Source organism: Halobacillus amylolyticus, from assembly GCF_022921115.1.
Classification (GTDB): domain Bacteria; phylum Bacillota; class Bacilli; order Bacillales; family Halobacillaceae; genus Halobacillus_A; species Halobacillus_A amylolyticus.
On sequence record NZ_CP095075.1, the window covers coordinates 2,123,191 to 2,142,804 of the forward strand.

Genomic DNA, 19,614 nt, shown 5'->3' on the forward strand with positions numbered 1-19,614 from the left:
AGTATGAAGGAGTCGGAAAGACAAAACATTACAAGGAGGAATAAGAAACATGAAGAGTATGTCATTTATACTTTCTGGAGCCGTAGCGGCATCGCTTTTATTTGCTCCAGCTAATACTCAAGCTTCAACCGTAGTACAAAAGGACGTTAATATAGATTGCGTGACTGGTTGGCACGTAGAAAATGGAGATGTACACAGAGGGAATGTTCAATCCATTTTAAAACAAATTGAACTGGCACAGTTTGGAATGCAGCAAACTGTTCAAGTTGATCAATCTACAGAGCAACCAGAAGCATCTCAAAAGGCTGACACACAGCCAGAAAAATCACATGAATCTGCGAAGGCTGAGCAACAACTGGAAAAACCAGATGCACCAGCTAAAGCTGAACCACAACAGAAAAAGTCAGATGCACCGACTAAAGCTGAGCCGCAGCAGGAAAAGTCAGATGCACCGACTAAAGCTGAGCCGCAGCCAACTGAACCTGCAGAGCAGCCTACACAAGCTCAAGCACAACCGAAACCACAACCTCAGGAAAACACGCAGCAATCAGCTGAAAACTCTAGTGTATCCGCTTTTGAGAAAAAGGTAGTAGAGTTAACAAATGCTGAACGTGCTCAAGAAGGATTAGCACCACTAGAATTGGATGTTGAATTAAGCAAAGTGGCAAAAGATAAGTCACTTGATATGCAGCAAAACGATTACTTCTCACACACAAGCCCGACTTACGGATCTCCGTTCGATATGATGAAACAATACGGAATCGACTATACTACAGCGGGTGAAAATATTGCTATGGGACAAACTTCTCCCGAGCAAGTTGTCCAGGGGTGGATGAACAGTCAAGGACACCGTGAAAATATTATGAATCCTTCTTTCACTCACATTGGAGTAGGATATGCTGAACAAGGAAACTATTGGACTCAAATGTTCATTGGTAAATAATTAGATTTCGGCTACACTAGCAAACCCACCGAGTACTTCACTTCTCGGTGGGTTTATTTGTTTATGAGTGAGTATGCACGTAACTAGCTTTTCTTCATAACCCGATCCTTTAATTGTGCCAACGTGTTGCTCAGCTCTTTGCGAATTATATTTATGACTTCTGCATTTGGGGGCCTTTCATTCGACAAATATATTAACTCATAGGAGATATACCTATGTCCTTCTAGCAGCTTATACAGGAGCTTATAATCAGCTGGATTCATGATTTTAATATCGACTGCTGCATCGATATTTTTCACTTTTTCAGATATAGAAATTCCGGTCTCTTTTGTTCTTTTCTCTTCAAACCCCGTCTCAACTACCATTTGAATCATAGAATCTACTAACTCAAACTGATCAATAAATTGCTGAGCAATAATTCTAAAATAGTCGTCTTTATCTCTTTTTCTGAGTTTTTCCTGTCCATTCATCATCTTTTTATTAGCAATCAATGTAATCATTCCCGCTATGAACGCACCTAAGAATGCCCCTGTTAACGTTCCACTGCTTGTAATCCACGCATCGGGTGAAATACAATTCCAAAAGCCTTCACAGTTATTCAAGAATCCTCCTCCTTTATTGAAGCGTGATTCTTTCTCCTTACACATATAGGTATGTTGATAAAGGCTAATTTATATTGCTATATTAATGGAACAGGCGGGAATAAACTCATGATGAAGGAATTAACAGAAAAAGGACGCCCCATTAAACGGGAACGCCCTGTCTATTTTGAATTATTTTCTTAGTGAACTAGTTCAAACCCTCTATCTTAATGGCAAAAAGATCATCTCTACGAATCTTTTCACTCTTTAGCAAGGGTTGAATCATCCCTTTCAGCTGAAGGCTTTCTCTTTTTCTCGCGCTTTGGTCTCACTTCTTTTCTTGCAATTTTATAGAAAGATAGTCCCATTAACAGAATGACGACAGAGAAAGGTAATGCTGCGATGATCAGCACGTTTTGCAGCCCTGTGGTTCCTCCAAAGTACACAATAATAGCCGCCATCGCTGACTGTGCCAGACCCCAAACGATTTTTACAGAATTGGATGGATTCAGGGAACCCGAAGTGCTCAACATTCCCAAAACAAAGGTTGCTGAATCTGCGGATGTTATGAAAAAGATCGCTACGACCAGAATTGTTATAAATGACATGAGCTCACCAATTGGATAATTCTGAAGCATCCCAAAGGTTGCTGTTTCTAAAGGGAATTCGGAAATGGTCGTAATACCGTTTTGCTCGAGATAGAGTCCAGAGACACCAAATACGGCAAAAAAGACAAAGCATAATAGCGATGGAACGATCAGTACACCAAGCATGAATTCTTTGACTGTACGCCCTTTAGAGATTCTTGCAATGAAGATCCCCACAAATGGTGCCCAGGAAATCCACCATGCCCAATAAAAGATGGTCCAGTTGTTAATCCACGTCCGACTTTCTTGATTTAACGGAGCTAGATGAAAACTCATCTCGAAGAAGTTAGTGATATAGCCGCCTAGCGTGCTCGTAAACATATTTAATATGTATAACGTCGGTCCTACTACTAAAAGGAGAAGCAATAAGACAAAGGCCAGACCCATATTGATGTTGCTTAAATACTTGATCCCTTTGCCAATACCTGTCCAGGCTGAACCAATAAATAAAACGGTAGAAATGACAAGTATCAATAGTTGGACACCAAAGTTAACGGGGATATTGAATAAAAATGACAGCCCACCGTTAATTTGAGCTGACCCAAAACCTAGTGTGGAAGCCACACCTACTACTGTAGCAAAAACAGCCAGGGTATCAATCACTTTTCCTGGTACACCACGCATGCTTTTTTTCCCGAATAAGGGCTCAAGTGTCGCGCTTATTAATCCCGGCGAACCCCTATGAAACTTGAAGTATGCTAGCACCAGAGCCACGATTCCATAAACGGCCCAGGCATGAACACCCCAGTGAAAAAAGGAGTATTGAAGCGCTTCCTTTATTGCTTGATCAGACCCAGCTTCTGCCCCCGGTGTGCTTTTGAAAGCATGGGAAATCGGTTCAGCAGTTGTCCAAAAAACCAACCCTATCCCCATGCCTGCACTGAAGAGCATGGCAAACCAGGAAAGCAAACTAAAGGCTGGCTTATCGCCTTCTTTTCCTAATTTAATCTTGCCAAACCGAGAAAAAATCAAATAGATACAAAAGGCCAGCATTAACATGATAATCAACAAATAATACCAGCCGAATGTTACGGAAATATATGAGGTTACCTTTGCCGTTACTGACTCTAGTTGATCAGGTGCGATGACACCCCAGATAACCACCGCCGCACAAATAGCGAGGGCATTCCAAAATACTATTGTTACATTCTTCACCGTATCACCTCTCATGTATTGTGTTTTTTTGTCGAATGTTTAATATACTAGCACACATTAATAGAAGTGCCAAACGGACCAAGTGTTCTTTATTTCATTTTTCACACAATAGTTAACGGATTAAGTAATAGAAACTACGCTTGATCCGTGGTTATAAACAAACATAAAAAGGTACGGCCAGTCGTAAGTCTTTCTACTAATTATACATATTTCTCGACAATTGTTGGCATAGTCGCAAAAACATCTTTTTAGGAAAATGCATGGATAATCCAGGTTACAGCAACGGGTATTTGGATTTTGAGAAAAATGAAAATGCATTACTGAGCTTTACTGACGTTCACTGAGCGTTACTGAACTCACTGAGTGTCACTCACAGCTTTTTTTGGGGTTTGGGCTTTCATAAAGATATTGCTATAGTGCTAGATACGATAAAAAAACAAACGGGAGGTTTTAGTGTGAGTAACAACAATCAACCACCAAAGAAAAGAATTATTGACGTTGATATCCACGAAAGTGCGACCTACAAAGACTTATTCAAGTATTTAGAAAATCCATATAGAAGGTATATCGAGGATGCGAATTGGATTCAAGAAAAACACATGCCTTATACACAGCCGTCTGTAGCAGGTGTTAACCGCGCCGATGCTGTCGTACCAGATGGCAGACCGGCTGGATCCGATCTACCGTTCATGCAGGAACAACTGCTTGATGACATTGGTCATGAGTACGGCATTCTAACTGGGGCTCTTGATCCCTCACCATCCTCTATGCACGGCTGGTATGAGATGGCAACAGCACTAGCTTCGGCCTACAATGACTGGCAAATAGAAAACTGGTTGGAAAAGGACGAGCGACTTTACGGTTCTGTCCACATTAATGCTGAGGACCGCGATGGAGCCATTCGTGAAATAGAAAGAGTTGGATCACATCCAAAGATGGTTCAAATCTTATTACCTATCGATGATAAGATGTGGGGCGATCCTTACTATCACCCTATCTATGGGGCTGCCCAAAAACATGATTTGATGATCGGCATGCATCACAATGAACCTCCAATTTACTTTGGTAAATGGCCAAGATACTTTATAGAATGGCACAGCCTCCTGCCTACTTCTCACATGATGCAGGTAACGAACATGATTTTTAACGGTGTATTTGAGAAGTTTCCTAAACTTAAGCTGATGATGATTGAAGGTGGATTTACCTTTGTTCCACACTTGATGTGGAAGCTCGATCAACAGTACAACGATCTTCGCCATGAAGTGCCTTGGATCAAGAGAAAACCAAGCGAAATTATGAAAGAACACGTTCGTTTTTGCACCCAACCATCAGAAGAATTAAATAAAAAGGATTTCCTATCCGTTATTGATCAGATGGGTTCAGATGAAATGATTTGCTTTGCCACCGACTACCCCCATTGGGATTTTGATTCGCCGCATCGTTCACTACCGAGCCTGGACCCTGATCTCAAGAAAAAGATATTTTCTGAGAATGCAAGAGCATTCTATCCAAAATTAAAGTAGCAGGAGGAACTAAGATGAAGCAACAAACGGTTTGTCACGTAAATGATATGCAGCCAGGAGAATTGCGAGAAACTGAACTTGGACGCATTTCTATTGTCGTTTGCAAGACTCCAGATGGAGAATTTTACGCATTTACAAATAAGTGTATCCACCAGGGAGGTCCCTTGTCCAAAGGAAAACTATGCGGTGCTCCCCAGTCGGATAACCCAGGTGAATACACATTTTGCCAAGATGGAGAAATTCTCCGCTGCCCTTGGCATGGACGTGAGTTTAATGTCAAAGACGACGGCCGAATGCTAGCCAATCCAAAACACAAACTGCCAAGCTTTCCTGTCAAAATCGAAGATGATTATGTCATCGTATATAAATAATCCGTTTAAACGAATGAGGTGATTTTGTGCAACAAGAACAACATGTCCATGACACAATTATTATCGGAGGAGGTCCCGCAGGCTTATTTTCAACCTTCTACGGTGGGATGCGCGGCATGGATATCCACTTAATTGAAAGTCTGCCGGAACTGGGTGGTCAGCTGACTGCATTATATCCGGAAAAATATATTTATGACGTTGCCGGATTCCCTAAGGTAAAAGCCAAGACACTGGTTCAGCAACTTGAAGAACAAGCACTAGCTTTTGACCCGCACGTATCACTAGACACATCTGTGTCACAAGTGGAAAAGCTGGACGAACAATTATTCCAGGTAACAACAACTAGTGGTGTTCATTTTTCAAAGACAGTGATCATCACTGGCGGAGTCGGTGCGTTTCAGCCCCAGCGGCTGCCCATTGACAATGCGGTAGATTACGAAGGCTCCCACCTGTATTACAGCGTTAGCGATATCGAGGCCTTTCGGAATAAAAAAGTCTTGATTTCGGGTGGAGGAGATTCTGCTGTTGACTGGGCATTAACCTTGGAATCTGTGGCCGAAGAAGTTACATTGGTTCACCGTCGTGACAAGTTTCGTGCCCACGAACAGAGTGTAGAACAATTATATGCGTCCTCCATTAACATGCTTACCCCCTATGTTATTAACTCTCTTTCAGGTAAAAATGGAGAATTGAAACAAGTAACCATTGCGGATAAGAAAAATACAGAAGAAAAAACTTTGGACATTGATTCACTTATTGTCAGTCACGGATTCAAATCAAACCTCGGACCAATCCAGGATTGGGGAATAGAACTACAAAAGAAGTCCATTGTAGTGAATCCTAAAATGGAAACAAACATTAAAGGAATTTATGCCGCCGGTGATATCACCACCCACGAAGGGAAGGTAAACCTTATTGCCTCTGGATTCGGAGAGGGACCGATAGCAATAAATTATGCTAAAGCCTATATCGATCCTAAATCTCGGGTACAGCCTATGCATAGTACTAGCCTTTTCTAAGAGCAGATGCATGAACAAAACAATGATCTATATTAAGTAGGAGGATGCCTCATGAATGTAAAAAGGATGTTTATAAACGGGGAATGGATCCAACCACAAACTGAACAAACACGTGATATTATTAACCCCTTTAATCAGGAGGTTATCGCTAAAGCGACTGAGGGTAATCAAACTATCGTCCGAGAAGCAATCCAGGCCGCTCGAATTGCTTTTGACACCGGAGATTGGCGAAACACTCCTGCCTCAGAGCGTGGGAAGCTTTTGTCAAAAGTCGCTTCTCTTATTGAACGAGATAAAGAAGAACTAGCCGAACTAGAAACCCTGGATACCGGTAAAACAATAGTAGAAAGCCGTGCAGATATGGATGATATCGCTGAAGTGTTTCGATACTATGCTGGTCTTGCTGATAAGGATGGCGGAGAAATCATTGACTCCCCTATCCCCCATTCTGCGAGCAAGGTTGTTCGTGAACCGGTGGGTGTATGTGCCCAAGTCACGCCATGGAATTATCCGTTGCTGCAAGCTTCCTGGAAGATTGCTCCTGCCCTAGCAGCTGGTAATACCGTGGTGATCAAGCCTAGTGAGATCACCCCACTTACTACTGTAAAAGTAACCGAGTTAATAGAAGAAGCAGGGATACCAAATGGTGTGTTTAACCTAGTATTAGGCTCTGGAGAAACGGTTGGGCAAGAATTAGCTGATAACCACCAGGTGGATCTTATCTCCTTCACGGGCGGCATTCACACCGGTAAGAAAATCATGAAATCTGCGGCCGACACCATGAAAAACATAGCCTTAGAGCTCGGAGGCAAAAATCCAAACATTGTTTTTGCCGATGCTGATTTGGAAACAGCACTAGATCAGGCGCTTAATGCCGCTTATTTCCATGCAGGTCAAGTATGCTCCGCTGGGGCTCGACTGATTTTGGAAGATAAAATCCATGATCAATTCGTCTCCGAGTTAGTTGAGCGTGTAAAAAACATCAAGCTCGGCAATGGTTTTGACGAGATAACGCAATCCGGACCCATGATTTCAGCTGAACACCGCCGCAAAGTGGAAGGCTATGTAGAGCTAGGGAAGCAGGAAGGTGCTACATTACGCACTGGCGGAAAGCGCCCTGATTCCCCTGAATTACAAAACGGTTTCTTTTATGAGCCAACCATATTTACAGACTGTACAACAGATATGAGAATAGTCCAAGAAGAGGTATTCGGCCCCGTGCTAACGGTCGAGCGTTTTACTACGAAAGAAGAAGCGATCCAGTTAGCCAATGATTCCATCTATGGTTTAGCTGGCGGTATATGGACGGAAGATACGCTTAAAGCTAATCAAGTTGCTGCTGAACTTCGTATGGGGACCGTATGGATTAACGATTTCCACCCTTATTTCGCTCAAGCTCCTTGGGGTGGCTACAAACAATCAGGAATCGGACGTGAATTAGGTAAATCAGGGCTCGAGGAGTATACCGAAGTAAAACACATTTTCCAAAACACAAAACCAGAACCGATTAACTGGTTTAACTAATTCTTTTATTTCTAAGACTGCCGCAGAAAGGCACCCAGCATACTTCTGTTTCTTGCGGCAGTCTTTTTTATTTGCAACTTACTTCTTTTATTAACTTATCAAGTCATTCATCTTTGTACTATAAATTAGGAAGTTGAGGAGAAAAAATTGATTATCCTAGCACTGATTTTTTTAGGATTTGCGGCAAGTACGTATGGGACAATCATAGGTGCGGGCGGCGGGTTCTTGTTTGTACCAGTATTAGTAACATTCTATGATATCTCACCAGAAGCTGCTGCTGCCACAGGTTTGGCCATTGTATTTATAAATGCAGTAGCCGGTTTGCCTATATTTTTCAAACAACGAAGAGTTTTGCTTCGAACAGGGCTGTTACTTGCATTTGGAGCTTTCCCGGGAACGTTTATCGGCGGGGAATTGGTAAAGTATAGTCCGGATGCTGTATTTTACACCCTATTCGCCGCTCTTCTAGTAGGTCTAGGCTTATTCCTAAGTTTGAAAAAGCCTTCCCAAGTAAAGAATCAACTAACAACCTCAGAAGAAAATCCACAAGATAAGCAAAACGATGATCATGCTCTAAACTTATGGAAGCTGCTTGGAATCGGAGCTGCTCTTGGCATTGTTTCTTCTTTTTTCGGAATTGGAGGCGGATGGCTCCTGGTGCCCATCCTAACTTATGGGTTAGGTTTTTCTATAAAAACTGCCACGGCTACCTCTATCTTTTCACTTGCTTTGTATTCACTAGTAGGTCTACTTCCTTCCATTGCGACTGGTGCAGTGCAATGGTCTATTGTTGCGTGGAGCGGTATAGGGGTGCTTGTAGGTGCCCAGGTCGGAGCCATTCTCTCGAAAAAGGTGAAAGGCGTCACCATTACTCGACTGCTTTCTGCTCTGGTCATCATAATGGGGGTTAATATGATTTTTCAAATCTAAAAAGAATGCCACACCTTTAAAAACTCTAGACCATCCTGATTAAAAGGAGCCCTTTTCACAGGACTCCTCCTTAATAGTCATGAGGAAAAAAGTGCAGCCGAATTTTGCTCGAACATTTGTAGAACTTGGGCTTCCGTTACCCCACTCTTCTTCAAATCAGGAAGAATACGCCTGAAAATATGATCGGGCTTCCAATTTTGAAGAAGATGTTGGACAGCTTCTGGCATAACTGGGTCTCGTCCCCACCAAACATTTACTGTGTCATGAGAAAGAAAGATTTGTTCTTCATAACCTTGTCCCAAAAGCCCCATCAATACCGTCATTCTTGCTTCGTCCATTGGCGCGCCGACACTTCCTTGTAACCCAAACCGGTCTAATGCAATGTAGACACCTTGATTTAACGTCCAGAGATGCTGATTGATGTCCGTGGCGCCACACATGTGTCCAATCACAATTTTCGATGGTTCAGCGCCTTCTTCAATCAGAAAAGAAGCTTGTTCTGGCCCCATCGTTCCTTCTTGAGTATGGGTGAGCAAGACAATACCTGTTTCTTTTTGCGCTCTTACTGCCGCTCGGAAAAACATCTTTTCATATTCAGTAATTTCCCCTTTGCTAGAAGCCAACTTAATGATACCGGGTTTGATGCCTGTTCCTTCAATGCCGTTAGTGATTTCTTCCATGAACATTTCGTATATTTCTTCTTCGGCTGTACCTAGCTGCTGACGGAACTTAAAATAAGGAGTGGCCCCTTCCCCTTCATAATAAAATCCTGTAGCACAAATAATATTTAGTCCAGTTTCCTCTGATACAGCTTGCAGAAGCTTGACATTCCTTCCACATTCATTCGGCGTCGGATCCACAACGGTCTGAACACCCTGCTGCTGCATCATCCGAGCAACTTCCACACCCTTTTGCTTCTTTTCTTCAAAGTCAAATGTTCCGAGGGTCATATCTCCTTGAAAACCTGGATAGCCAAAATAAAAATGCTCATGAATTAATGTTTTCCCAAGTTTGGCCGTTGCAAGCGGTCCACGCACAGTTTCTACCATTCCCATTGCCTTCACTCCCCGTTTTCTTAGCTCATTATCTAGCAAAGCCCTCCATAAAAGTTTGACGCTGGCAGTTTAGCGCAATGATCAAATGCTTTAGTTTTGAATGCGACTAGTACACTTCTAACGAGATGGATGTCTTAAGCTTTTTTAGTTGCTTCCTCCCTGATTGATCTCCTTAGAATTTTACCGACATTTGTTTTTGGCAATTCATTTCGAAATTCGAGTTCACGCGGTACCTTATAGGCAGCCATGTTTTGACGACAGTACGCAATAAGTTCTTCCTCGGTTGCTGACTTGCCTTCTTTTAATACGATGACAGCACGAACAGTTTCCCCACGGTATGCATCCGGTACACCAACAACCACAGCCTCTTGGACAGCTTCGTGCTCATAGATTACCTCTTCGACATCTCGTGGATAGATGTTAAAGCCACCCGCAATGATCAGATCTTTTTTTCGATCAATGATGTACAAATAACCTTCATCATCAACCCGAGCAATATCCCCTGTGTAGAGCCAGCCGTCGCGAAGTGTGTTTTCAGTTTCTTCAGGCATGTTCCAGTAGCCTTTCATAACCTGCGGACCTTTAAGTATGACTTCCCCTGTTTCTCCTACTGGCATTTCTTCCGTTCCACTTTCGACATCAACAATCTTATAGTCCGTTGACGGAACACCAATGCCAACACTTCCCGGCTTTCGTTCAGCAAACAACGGATTACAATGTGTAACAGGGGAGCTTTCTGATAATCCATAACCTTCGAAAACCCTGGCTCCCGTTTTTGCTTCAAAGTTACGCATTAACTCCTGCGGCATCGGCGCACTCCCGCTATTGCAAACTCGTATGCTATCAATACCATACTCCTCTGCTCTTGGATGATTCGTTATCGCGACATACATCGTTGGCACTCCTGGGAAAAAGGTTGGCTGCTCCTTTTTGATTGTTTCAAGGACTTCCTCCAATTCGAAGCGAGGAAGCATAATGTTCTTTGAGGCTGTGTAAATCGAAAGGTTCATACAGGAGGTCATACCAAACACATGAAAAAGAGGAATTACCGTTAAATAACGCTCTTTTCCCATATTCACTTCATCTTTGAAATATTCATTCGTCTGGACAACGTTTGCCACAACATTTCTATGTGTGAGCATCGCTCCTTTTGATCGCCCAGTTGTACCTCCTGTATATTGCAATACTGCAAGATCTTCACTCGGATCGATTGACACAGATGCCGGAGGGCCTGGAGACTTTTTCAAAAAGGCTGTAAACTCGGTTTCATCTTTTGCTTGTTCATAATCTCCATCAAACTGTACAACAACCACATTTTTGATTGAAGTATTACTTTTTATTTTCTCAAGTACAGGTAAAAGTGGAGCATAGATAACGATCGTTTCCGCCCCTGAATCTGATAAAATATGTTCAAGCTCACGATCAACAAGCATCGGATTCACTTGAGTAACGACAGCACCTGCCTTCAACGTACCATAATAACTGATCACATAATGCGGACAATTTGGCAGCATAACTGCTACCCGATCACCTTTCTTGACCCCTTCGTTTTGTAACGATGAAGCAAAAGCAGCTGTCTGTAGAGTTAATTCTTGATAACTGGTTTCATTTCCATAGAATGATAAAGCAGGGTTGTTTGGGAACTGCTTGGCCGACTGCTCTAAGATGTCGGTAAGCGGCACATTAGGAATTTCCACTTCTGTCTGAATATTTTCCGGATAGTGACTCTTCCATACTTGTTCCATCTAAATCTCCTCCTAATTAAAATCTTAGTCCTCCCACTATCAGCCTGAAACGTCTCCCCTATAATAAATACGAAGCTTGGTCTGAGGTTAGAAGTACACTGCTTTAGCAAATTCTTTCAGATTATCGACCCAGACTAGTTAAAATATCCTACTAAGTCAGCCTTGCCTAGCCTATCAGCGCTGGGCGCATTCATTACCTTTAATGGTACATTTTCAAAATTGAATAAAGAAGCTCACTCAGCTCTTCCTGCTTTGATAACGCTTACATTTATATTTAAAAGTTTTTCCCCCTTTCTCTCTCTTAATGGTGAAGACTGAGGAGCATTCTTTTGGTGTACTTAAAATTGATCAAACTACAATACTAATCAGTTGGTATGTTTGCTCAATAGATTATTTTACTTAGGGCATCCTAACTAGTTCTAACTATATACCAATTATTTAGAAAATTCAATTAGAAACCTGCTGATTCCATACAGCGGAAAGATTCGGAGGAACAGTAGAGTTAATCACCACCCCGACGATACCGAGTGACTTATATAACTTATAGCCAACCGTAAAGCGATAGTGGCTTCTTTATAACATTTAGTCGCATATTCTATATGTGCCCTCACGTTGCTCATACCAATTTTTAAATTATGAGCTTTATACTTATTATCCATATATTATTAGGTAAATTGATCAATTAATCGTTGAATATCTGAAGGACACTCCCCATGCCAGAGACACAAAAAGCGCAATTCATATTCTTGAATTGCGCTTAGACTGCAGTTGGAGATTTTAACCAACAGTAACCTTGTATAAAATGTTTAACAATTTTGCTGAAGAAACTCCGCTAACTACTGTATTAATATTAAACTGATAACTTAACGGAATTTCCGGAAGGATCTTTCGTAACAAAAATACCATGCTCTTTTAGAACTTCATATCCTAAGCCCTGTACTTGTTCGACTACTCTTCCTCTAGCCTTTTCACTTGGAAATACGAGGGAAAACGAAGTCAAACCGACACTTTTCTCTGACGAGGCGGGAGCACCAACCCCAGTCCATGTGTTTAGCCCTATGTGGTGATGGTAATTGCCAGTAGACATAAAAAGAGCCTGCTGTCCGAGTCGACTTATTACATCAAAGCCTAACTTGTTATAAAATTCTTCCGTTTCCTGTAATTCTGATACATGCAAATGAATGTGCCCCATAACTGTTCCAACTGGAAGGCCTTCCCAACTCTCGCCCTCAAGCTCGCCAAGAATATCTTGGGCATCTAATGGATCTACTGTCATGACCACTTCATTGTTTTGCCAATTCCATGTGGAGGATGGCCGATCAGAATAAACCTCGATTCCATTGCCATCGGGATCGTTCAAATAAAGGGCTTCACTTACTAGATGGTCTGATGCCCCTAACTTTTGGTTGTGCTTAGTAAAGTGCTTTAGTACCTTCGCCAATTCTAAACGGTTCGGCAGTAAAATCGCAAAATGATATAAACCTGATGTATTTGCTTCTCTTGATTTCACATCCTCTGGCTGTTCAATGGTTAGTAAAGAGGTTTTACCATCAGCTGACAGTACTGCCCTCGTTTTTGATTGTTCCAAGATTTGAAAACCGATGATATCTTTATAAAATTTAATAGATCGTTCTAATTGTTGAACTTTCAATTCAACATGACCTACAAATGTATTTGGTTCTTCAAAAAATTGCTGTTCCATGAGCTGTTACCTCCCTCTATAAATTACTTTTCCCCAAACAGAAAAACGGTAACTGGATAACTACCGTCCTCCTTATAGTTACCTTATGTAAGTAAATATATATTAGTAACTAATTTAAGTCAACTCATAATTTTACTGTATATTGAGCCTGTACACCCCCAAGTCACTATTAGAGCAATAGAAAAGGAATGGTCCACCCAAACACTTCAAGACCATCCCTATAAATAAAGGAGATTTTTTCATCACCTGAATATAAATTTTATAGATGGTGTTCAAAAAGGCACCAAATGATAAACGGCGAGTTTCTTCGTTGCTCGGTTTTTCCGGTCCTCACGTATGAAAAGCATACGCTGTGGTCCTCAAAACTTTCGCGCCTCGAACTTCTTGTTTCTAATTTGGCAACTTTTTGAACACGCACTTATAGTTACAGAAATGATTACGAGGAAGAATATAAAATGAAAATTGGTTATTATTGGGGCAAGTGGTAAAGCAAGTTTCATTGGCTTTATATAATAATATCTCTAGTCTTTGGTTGCTAGGCATTCGCCCTTTTAAAACTCATAGTCGCGAGCAGGACGAGTACAATAGCAAAGGCAAGAATAAATAAGATTTCTTCAAAAATTGTCACTTGTCTTCCAAAGACGGATAAGTTCAGTCCCATAGCTTCACGTACTTCTGAAGAGAGACCATCAAGATCAATCATGATTTTTTTCATGACATCGACTCCATAAGTGATCGGGTTTATTTTGACGATGAAGTCCATCCAGGCAGGCATGTTGTTAACCGGAAACAAGGCACCAGAGAGGAAGACCATCGGCATGACGAGAATTTGCACAGTCATTTGAAAGCCTTGAGTGGATCGAATTATACTAGCGAATAATAACCCTAAACCGGATAATGCACTGGCAAGCAAAAACATAAACGGAATCACTTGAATAAGCGACATATAATCATAGGATAATCCAATGAATGGAATGAGTATAAATAGGATAATCCCTTGAATGGTTGCAACCGTTGCTGCTCCAAGCATTTTCCCCACGGCAATGCTCACACGCGAGATCGGGGAAACAAGAATTTCCTTCATGTATCCGAAATCCTTATCTTCAATGATCGATAACGCGGAGAAGATGGAGGTCATCAATAAAGTCATTGCTACAATACCTGGAAAAACAAACTCTACATAGTTGAAGTCGGCTCCACCTGCTGCTCCTCCCATACTTCCGCCCAACATATTTTCCATCGTGCCACTCATTCCTCCACCGAAGATTAACAAGAAGAGGATGGGCATCGAAAAGGAGCCAAACAACCTAGCCTTGTCTCGGAAAAACTTCGTTATATCTCGTTGCCAAATAGCGAAGATCCCTTCCATTTAAAGATGCCTCCTGTCGTTCTGATTATCGTTCATTTGATTCACCAATTTTCCTGCCAGTAAACGCTAAGAATACATCATTAAGTGTCGGTTTGCGGATGTTTAATTTAGTAATAGGTATATTTAAAGTTTTAATAAATGAAGAAATAAAGGCATCACTGCTCGAAACCTTCAGGTGGATTGTGTCATCTTTAAGAGAAACTTCGGCGCCGTCAATTTTGTCATGTATCTCTTCCAATGCTTTCTGATTATCTTCCGTAGATAATTCAATGATATCACCGCCAAGTTGATCTTTTAATGCGGCAGGTGTGTCGATAGCAATAATCTCACCTTGATCCATAATAGCAACTCGATCGCTAATTTCTGCCTCATCTAAATAATGAGTGGTCAAAAACATCGTGATCCCCTCTTTTTCTTTCAGTTTTAAAATATATTCCCATAAGTGCGCACGTGTTTGCGGATCAAGGCCGACCGTTGGCTCATCAAGAAACAACACCTTGGGATAGTGGAGCAGTCCTCGGGCAATCTCCAGGCGCCGTTTCATTCCACCAGAGAAGGTTTCCACCCGCTTCTTTCGTTTATCTACCAAGTCAACGATTTCCAGCACCTCTTGAATGCGCTGTTGTCGTTTGGCCTTTGGTACTTGATAGAACCGACAGTGAAGCATGAGATTTTCATTGGCTGTTAGTTTCCCATCCAATGTATTTTCCTGAAAAATAATACCAATACTTTCCCGTACCCTGTTCTTCTGCCTCTTCACATCAAACCCGTTGATTATAATGCTTCCCTTACTCGGTGCCAACATTGTACAAATCATGTTGATCGTAGTACTTTTCCCCGCTCCATTGGGACCGAGAAAGCCGAAAATTTCCCCTTCATCCACTTCGAAATTAATCCCCTTCACAGCATCGACTTTTTTATAAGTTTTCCTCAAATCACTTACTGAGATGACTGGTTCCACCAAATACTCCTCCCCTTCGTTAAATAGTTCTGTTATCATAACTACATAGTATTATTCACGCAATGGTGAAAGAAGTCAATGTTCATTGATTCGAAATGGAGTGATCATCATAGTACAAGAGCCGTTAGATACGAGTAAGTTAGTAGAAGAGACTTTGTCCGTCATTCCACTGATGGCAAAAAAAATATTTGGGCCCATTCACGTTTTGCAAGATTCTGATTTGCACCATACTCATTTTCACATCCTCAATATTATTGCAGATGCAGGTTCAATTCGTACAACAGAGATCGGAAAAAAGTTAGCAATCAGAAAATCAAACTTGACGCCTTTACTTAATAAGTTGATAACAAAAAAATTCATTTTGAGAATAAGAGATAACCAAGATCGTCGAGTTATTTATATAGAAGTAACAGAAGAGGGAAAAAATTTTTTAGCAGAAAAAAAAGGAATTCTTCAAGAAGAGGTAAAGGAGCGGTTAGCAAAACTAGATTTAGAGGATCAAAGAAAGTTGCAAGAAGCAGTATTCAATCTTAATTCTGTATTGGAGAAGTTAACGGAATAAAAACATGAAGAAAAGTGTCCATAAATAAAAATCCCGGAATTCGTTAGCTTACAGAATTCCGGGATTTTTAGAGTAGATTAAATTGTTGGCACTCCCTAGTAACAGTATGTTATTAAAGAGAGCAGTTGGGCCATCCCGAACGTTCCCTATCCGAAAAGCTTTCGGCCCTTTCTAATTGTTCTTCTTGACCGTCCGTTAAATCATGTTCATAAACTATTGCATCTACCGGCAAGCAGCGACACAAGCACCGCAATCAATACAAATATTCGGGTCAATAAGAAATTGATCAAGGCCCTCTTCAACCACAGATATGCCGGGCACACTAAAAAGACAATTCATCTTGTCAGCAAGTTGTCTACATTTAAGTTAATCAGCAATAACTGTCCTCTTTCACTTAGATAGAGGTTATTGCTTCCTTAATAAGCTTCGTCCCACTCACTACCTGAAATTCCTTGCCGATCGTTGCCTCATTTTCTAAGCTGGCAACGATGACACGTGCCACATCTTCTCTAGGAATTTCAGCTCTGTCCACTTCGTATGCAGCCTCTACTTGACCGGTTCCTTCACCATTTGTCAGCAGGCCAGGATGGATAATCGTATAATCCAAATCCGCTCTCTTCAACCACTCATCCGCATAATGCTTTGCTGTAACATATGGTGCAAAGGACGATGAAGCAGCCAGGATCGCTTCACGGCTCGTGTCAAACGAACTAATCATGATAAACCGTTTTACTCCAGCAAATTTAGCTGCTTCAATGGTTTTTACGGCACCGTCCAAATCAATTAAAATGGTTTTGTCAGGTCCTGTGTGTGGCCCAGAACCTGCAGTAAACACGACCGCATCCACTCCCTCAGCCGCTTTTGCAATCGTTTCGATGTCCTGTTCCAAATCTACCACTGCGGTTTCCGCACCTAAATCTTCAAAAAAGGAGACTTGCTCCTGCTTACGAATCATGGCTTTCGCTTCCAGGTTATCGTTATTCTGAATAAATGAAACGAGATGTTTTCCAATTTGACCATTTGCTCCAACTACAAGAACTTTCAATTCCTCCACCCTTTCTAATAAACAAGATCATTAGCATTACAATCGATTACGTGTTCCTTCTCTTCATCGTAAATGGAAATGAGTGAAGATGTCTAGAACTTCACCTTGAAACTTGGTTCTGCATAACTTTTTTGTATAAGAGTTACGGATTCCTTTGGAGCTAAATTTAGATCAAACGTAGATCGTCCAATTAAGAGAACTAAATAAAGGCGTGTCCCTCGCCGGGCTAACCATTAAATATAATGGAGGGATTCCGTCATTACATTCATAGGCTTCACTCCTTTTTAGATCAATTTATGTTAAATACGAAGAAATAAGGGAAAGAGTATAAATGGACTTTATTTTGAATATAGGAAAAAGGAGTGGAAGGTAATGAACAACAAACAATTCGATAAAATAAAGAACGGAAAAGGATTCATCGCTGCACTCGACCAAAGTGGCGGAAGCACACCGAAAGCATTAGCAGCTTACGGTGTGCCGGAAGACTCTTATTCTGGTGAGGATGAAATGTTTGATTTGGTCCACCAAATGCGGACCAGAATCATCACGTCTCCAGCATTTAATTCCGATCATATCCTTGGCGCCATCCTATTCGAGCAGACGATGGACCGCGAAATCGAAGGCAAATATACAGCGGATTACCTTGCGGATAAAGGAATTGTCCCTTTCCTCAAAGTGGATAAAGGACTAGCCGAAAAGGAAAACGGTGTACAGCTCATGAAACCGATTAATAATTTGGATGAGACATTAAGACGTGCTAACGAACGGAACATTTTCGGTACCAAAATGCGCTCCGTCATCCATGAACCAAATTCAAGCGGGATTAAGGCTGTTGTGGAACAACAATTCGAAGTCGGAAAACGCATCATCGCTTCTAACCTCATCCCGATCATTGAGCCGGAAGTCAATATTCAGAGTGAGGATAAAGAAAAATCCGAGGAAATCCTGCGTGATGAAATTATTAAACACTTAAATGACTTATCAGAAGGCGAAAACGTGATGCTGAAACTCACGATTCCAACTAAAGCCAATGCCTATAAAGAATTGATTGAGCACCCGCGCGTTGTTCGGGTCGTCGCTCTCTCAGGCGGATATTCTCGTGCAGAAGCGAACGAGAAGTTGAAAGAAAATGATGGTCTCATCGCGAGCTTCTCCCGAGCGCTGTCTGCTGACCTAAATGCCAATCAATCTGAAGAAGAGTTTAATACCGCATTGAAAAATGCTGTCGATTCCATTTACGATGCTTCTGTGAATAAAAAATAGCAGTAAAAGGGTGCAAGTACGACGATGTACTAGCACCCATTTCATTTCCCTTAAAAGCTCCAATTATATAACTGACTATTCTTGCTAGGACGCCAAGTTGGATATTACAGAGGAGGCTTTTGAAAAAATGAAATAGGTCCCATGATATTAAAGAATCCGCCCATTTTTATATCATGGGATCTGATTCTTTAAGGAAAGATAAAGCCTCCGTTTATTTGCCCAGTCCTTTCTTATCCTCTATATTTTATAGTTAATCCTTTTAAGAAATTCCTGGCGTACCGATCACCGCACTCTTTATAATTCTTATGCCCTTCTTTTCTCAATAACGCGCTTAATTCCCCTTTTGTTATCGTGACTCCTGCTTCATCCAAAGTATCGATTATATCCTCACTCGTTAATTTTAGTGCTATTTTTACTTTTTTTAACATGACGTTATTAACACTTGAATGGTTCTTTATAGACCGGTCAGGTTTATTCGGTTGTCCAGGTTTTGGATCCTGTTGTCCTCTTTTAAAAACAATCATGCCATTTAAAAACGACTCTAACATACTATTCGTGCATTTTATATGCTCCTCGTTTTCTGTTATATCACCATTATAGTCATGGTCATCATCGGAACTATCATCCGACTTAGTGAGTACCTTTAACACTTCTTCTTTTGTGAGGTCAACGCCACCAAGTTCAAATATTTCTATCATATCTTTATCTTTTATATCTAAGGCATATCTTAATCTAATTAATATATCATTATTATCCATTTATAAACCTCCAGTAATACTTCCTAATCTTCATCTTTGGATTCCCTTTTTTTAGGTTTTTCATCCAACATCGAACGTAATTCTTTAATATCCTCTTCTGACAAAGAATCCTCTTCAATGAACTGAACCAGCATCGACTTTAACGTTCCGCCATAAATTCGCTGAATAAATGACTGTGCCTCAGCGCGCTGACACTCATCTTGCGAATAGAGCGGGTAAAAAGTATAGACCCTTAACTCTTTATTGACACCGATCACTTTTTTACGAGAAAGACGATCCAAAAGAGTTCGTACGGTTTTCGGCTTCCAATCCGTCTGCTCCTGCAAGGAGGATATAACTTCATTGGCCGTTTGTGGAGCCTTTTTCCACAGCACATGCATAACTTCCCATTCTGATTCGGAAATATTCGGGATTTTCTTTGTCATCCTTATCCTCCCCCTTCTTTTGGACCCATGTAAGAT

Annotated in this window: 19 protein-coding genes; 8 read left to right on the forward strand and 11 right to left on the reverse strand. The window is 41.2% G+C overall.

Annotated elements, in window-relative coordinates; translation table 11 throughout:
- Positions 1 to 49: 49 nt before the first annotated feature.
- A complete protein-coding gene (locus MUO15_RS10905) occupies positions 50 to 943 on the forward strand; it encodes a CAP domain-containing protein (RefSeq protein ID WP_245029237.1) in 894 nt (297 codons plus the stop codon).
- 83 nt (positions 944 to 1,026) lie between these two features.
- On the opposite strand, the gene MUO15_RS10910 is transcribed toward MUO15_RS10905, so the two are convergent.
- Both MUO15_RS10910 and MUO15_RS10915 read right to left on the reverse strand, forming a co-directional pair.
- Complete coding sequence (locus MUO15_RS10910) at positions 1,027 to 1,545, reverse strand: hypothetical protein (RefSeq protein ID WP_245029239.1); 519 nt, start codon at positions 1,543 to 1,545, stop codon at positions 1,027 to 1,029.
- Between the two features lie 239 nt (positions 1,546 to 1,784).
- Positions 1,785 to 3,326, reverse strand: coding sequence for a BCCT family transporter (locus MUO15_RS10915; protein ID WP_245029241.1), 1,542 nt, complete (start codon positions 3,324 to 3,326; stop codon positions 1,785 to 1,787).
- A 455-nt stretch (positions 3,327 to 3,781) separates the two neighbouring features.
- On the opposite strand from MUO15_RS10915, the gene MUO15_RS10920 reads away from it, so the two are divergent.
- The 5 genes from MUO15_RS10920 to MUO15_RS10940 all read left to right on the forward strand — a co-directional run bounded on the left by MUO15_RS10920 (position 3,782) and on the right by MUO15_RS10940 (position 8,693).
- Positions 3,782 to 4,849 (forward strand): amidohydrolase family protein, encoded by a 1,068-nt coding sequence (locus MUO15_RS10920; RefSeq protein ID WP_245029243.1) that lies wholly within the window; start codon positions 3,782 to 3,784, stop codon positions 4,847 to 4,849.
- 14 nt (positions 4,850 to 4,863) lie between these two features.
- Positions 4,864 to 5,220: a Rieske (2Fe-2S) protein gene (locus MUO15_RS10925; RefSeq protein ID WP_245029245.1), complete on the forward strand. Its 357-nt coding sequence runs from the start codon at positions 4,864 to 4,866 to the stop codon at positions 5,218 to 5,220.
- A 26-nt stretch (positions 5,221 to 5,246) separates the two neighbouring features.
- Positions 5,247 to 6,239 carry an NAD(P)/FAD-dependent oxidoreductase gene (locus MUO15_RS10930; protein ID WP_245029247.1) on the forward strand — a complete coding sequence of 331 codons (993 nt, stop codon included), beginning with the start codon at positions 5,247 to 5,249 and terminating at the stop codon, positions 6,237 to 6,239.
- A gap of 51 nt (positions 6,240 to 6,290) precedes the next feature.
- Positions 6,291 to 7,763: a betaine-aldehyde dehydrogenase gene (gene betB / locus MUO15_RS10935; protein ID WP_245029249.1), complete on the forward strand. Its 1,473-nt coding sequence runs from the start codon at positions 6,291 to 6,293 to the stop codon at positions 7,761 to 7,763.
- Positions 7,764 to 7,910: 147 nt separating this feature from the next.
- Positions 7,911 to 8,693 (forward strand): sulfite exporter TauE/SafE family protein, encoded by a 783-nt coding sequence (locus MUO15_RS10940; RefSeq protein WP_245029251.1) that lies wholly within the window; start codon positions 7,911 to 7,913, stop codon positions 8,691 to 8,693.
- 77 nt (positions 8,694 to 8,770) lie between these two features.
- Here MUO15_RS10940 and MUO15_RS10945 read toward each other — a convergent pair whose 3' ends face one another.
- The 5 genes from MUO15_RS10945 to MUO15_RS10965 all read right to left on the reverse strand — a co-directional run bounded on the left by MUO15_RS10945 (position 8,771) and on the right by MUO15_RS10965 (position 15,525).
- Positions 8,771 to 9,748, reverse strand: coding sequence for a phosphotriesterase family protein (locus MUO15_RS10945; RefSeq protein ID WP_245029253.1), 978 nt, complete (start codon positions 9,746 to 9,748; stop codon positions 8,771 to 8,773).
- Positions 9,749 to 9,882: 134 nt separating this feature from the next.
- A complete protein-coding gene (locus tag MUO15_RS10950; protein ID WP_245029255.1) occupies positions 9,883 to 11,493 on the reverse strand; it encodes a long-chain-fatty-acid--CoA ligase in 1,611 nt (536 codons plus the stop codon).
- 850 nt (positions 11,494 to 12,343) lie between these two features.
- A complete protein-coding gene (locus tag MUO15_RS10955; protein ID WP_245029257.1) occupies positions 12,344 to 13,195 on the reverse strand; it encodes a VOC family protein in 852 nt (283 codons plus the stop codon).
- Positions 13,196 to 13,730: 535 nt separating this feature from the next.
- The gene (locus MUO15_RS10960; protein WP_245029259.1) at positions 13,731 to 14,564 is read right to left on the reverse strand and encodes an ABC transporter permease; all 834 of its coding nucleotides are present in this window, start codon (positions 14,562 to 14,564) and stop codon (positions 13,731 to 13,733) included.
- Between the two features lie 25 nt (positions 14,565 to 14,589).
- Entirely contained in the window at positions 14,590 to 15,525 is a 936-nt protein-coding gene (locus tag MUO15_RS10965; RefSeq protein ID WP_245029261.1) for an ATP-binding cassette domain-containing protein, read from the reverse strand.
- An 85-nt stretch (positions 15,526 to 15,610) separates the two neighbouring features.
- Between MUO15_RS10965 and MUO15_RS10970 the strand changes: the two genes are divergently transcribed.
- On the forward strand, positions 15,611 to 16,087 hold the full coding sequence (locus MUO15_RS10970) for a MarR family winged helix-turn-helix transcriptional regulator (protein WP_245029263.1): 477 nt from the start codon (positions 15,611 to 15,613) through the stop codon (positions 16,085 to 16,087).
- Between the two features lie 222 nt (positions 16,088 to 16,309).
- Here MUO15_RS10970 and MUO15_RS10975 read toward each other — a convergent pair whose 3' ends face one another.
- Positions 16,310 to 16,426: a 4Fe-4S binding protein gene (locus MUO15_RS10975; protein ID WP_245029265.1), complete on the reverse strand. Its 117-nt coding sequence runs from the start codon at positions 16,424 to 16,426 to the stop codon at positions 16,310 to 16,312.
- A gap of 55 nt (positions 16,427 to 16,481) precedes the next feature.
- A complete protein-coding gene (locus MUO15_RS10980) occupies positions 16,482 to 17,132 on the reverse strand; it encodes an SDR family oxidoreductase (protein ID WP_245029267.1) in 651 nt (216 codons plus the stop codon).
- Positions 17,133 to 17,504: 372 nt separating this feature from the next.
- Here MUO15_RS10980 and MUO15_RS10985 point away from each other — a divergent pair, with 372 nt between their 5' ends.
- Positions 17,505 to 18,395, forward strand: a complete 891-nt coding sequence (locus tag MUO15_RS10985; protein ID WP_245029269.1) for a fructose bisphosphate aldolase — start codon at positions 17,505 to 17,507, stop codon at positions 18,393 to 18,395.
- Positions 18,396 to 18,625: 230 nt separating this feature from the next.
- On the opposite strand, the gene MUO15_RS10990 is transcribed toward MUO15_RS10985, so the two are convergent.
- Both MUO15_RS10990 and blaI read right to left on the reverse strand, forming a co-directional pair.
- The gene (locus tag MUO15_RS10990) at positions 18,626 to 19,153 is read right to left on the reverse strand and encodes a YehS family protein (RefSeq protein ID WP_245029270.1); all 528 of its coding nucleotides are present in this window, start codon (positions 19,151 to 19,153) and stop codon (positions 18,626 to 18,628) included.
- A 23-nt stretch (positions 19,154 to 19,176) separates the two neighbouring features.
- Positions 19,177 to 19,578: a penicillinase repressor BlaI gene (gene blaI, locus MUO15_RS10995; protein ID WP_245029272.1), complete on the reverse strand. Its 402-nt coding sequence runs from the start codon at positions 19,576 to 19,578 to the stop codon at positions 19,177 to 19,179.
- Positions 19,579 to 19,614 lie beyond the last annotated feature (36 nt).

What these genes read in the sequence shown, in the direction of transcription:
- MUO15_RS10905 (WP_245029237.1), top strand. Translation starts at nt 50, where the DNA reads ATGAAGAGTATGTCATTTATACTTTCTGGAGCCGTAGCGGCATCGCTT.
- MUO15_RS10925 (WP_245029245.1), top strand. Translation starts at nt 4,864, where the DNA reads ATGAAGCAACAAACGGTTTGTCACGTAAATGATATGCAGCCAGGAGAA.
- betB (WP_245029249.1), top strand. Translation starts at nt 6,291, where the DNA reads ATGAATGTAAAAAGGATGTTTATAAACGGGGAATGGATCCAACCACAA.
- MUO15_RS10945 (WP_245029253.1), bottom strand. Translation starts at nt 9,748, where the DNA reads ATGGGAATGGTAGAAACTGTGCGTGGACCGCTTGCAACGGCCAAACTT.
- MUO15_RS10950 (WP_245029255.1), bottom strand. Translation starts at nt 11,493, where the DNA reads ATGGAACAAGTATGGAAGAGTCACTATCCGGAAAATATTCAGACAGAA.
- MUO15_RS10955 (WP_245029257.1), bottom strand. Translation starts at nt 13,195, where the DNA reads ATGGAACAGCAATTTTTTGAAGAACCAAATACATTTGTAGGTCATGTT.
- MUO15_RS10960 (WP_245029259.1), bottom strand. Translation starts at nt 14,564, where the DNA reads ATGGAAGGGATCTTCGCTATTTGGCAACGAGATATAACGAAGTTTTTC.
- MUO15_RS10975 (WP_245029265.1), bottom strand. Translation starts at nt 16,426, where the DNA reads ATGAATTGTCTTTTTAGTGTGCCCGGCATATCTGTGGTTGAAGAGGGC.
- MUO15_RS10985 (WP_245029269.1), top strand. Translation starts at nt 17,505, where the DNA reads ATGAACAACAAACAATTCGATAAAATAAAGAACGGAAAAGGATTCATC.
- MUO15_RS10990 (WP_245029270.1), bottom strand. Translation starts at nt 19,153, where the DNA reads ATGGATAATAATGATATATTAATTAGATTAAGATATGCCTTAGATATA.
- blaI (WP_245029272.1), bottom strand. Translation starts at nt 19,578, where the DNA reads ATGACAAAGAAAATCCCGAATATTTCCGAATCAGAATGGGAAGTTATG.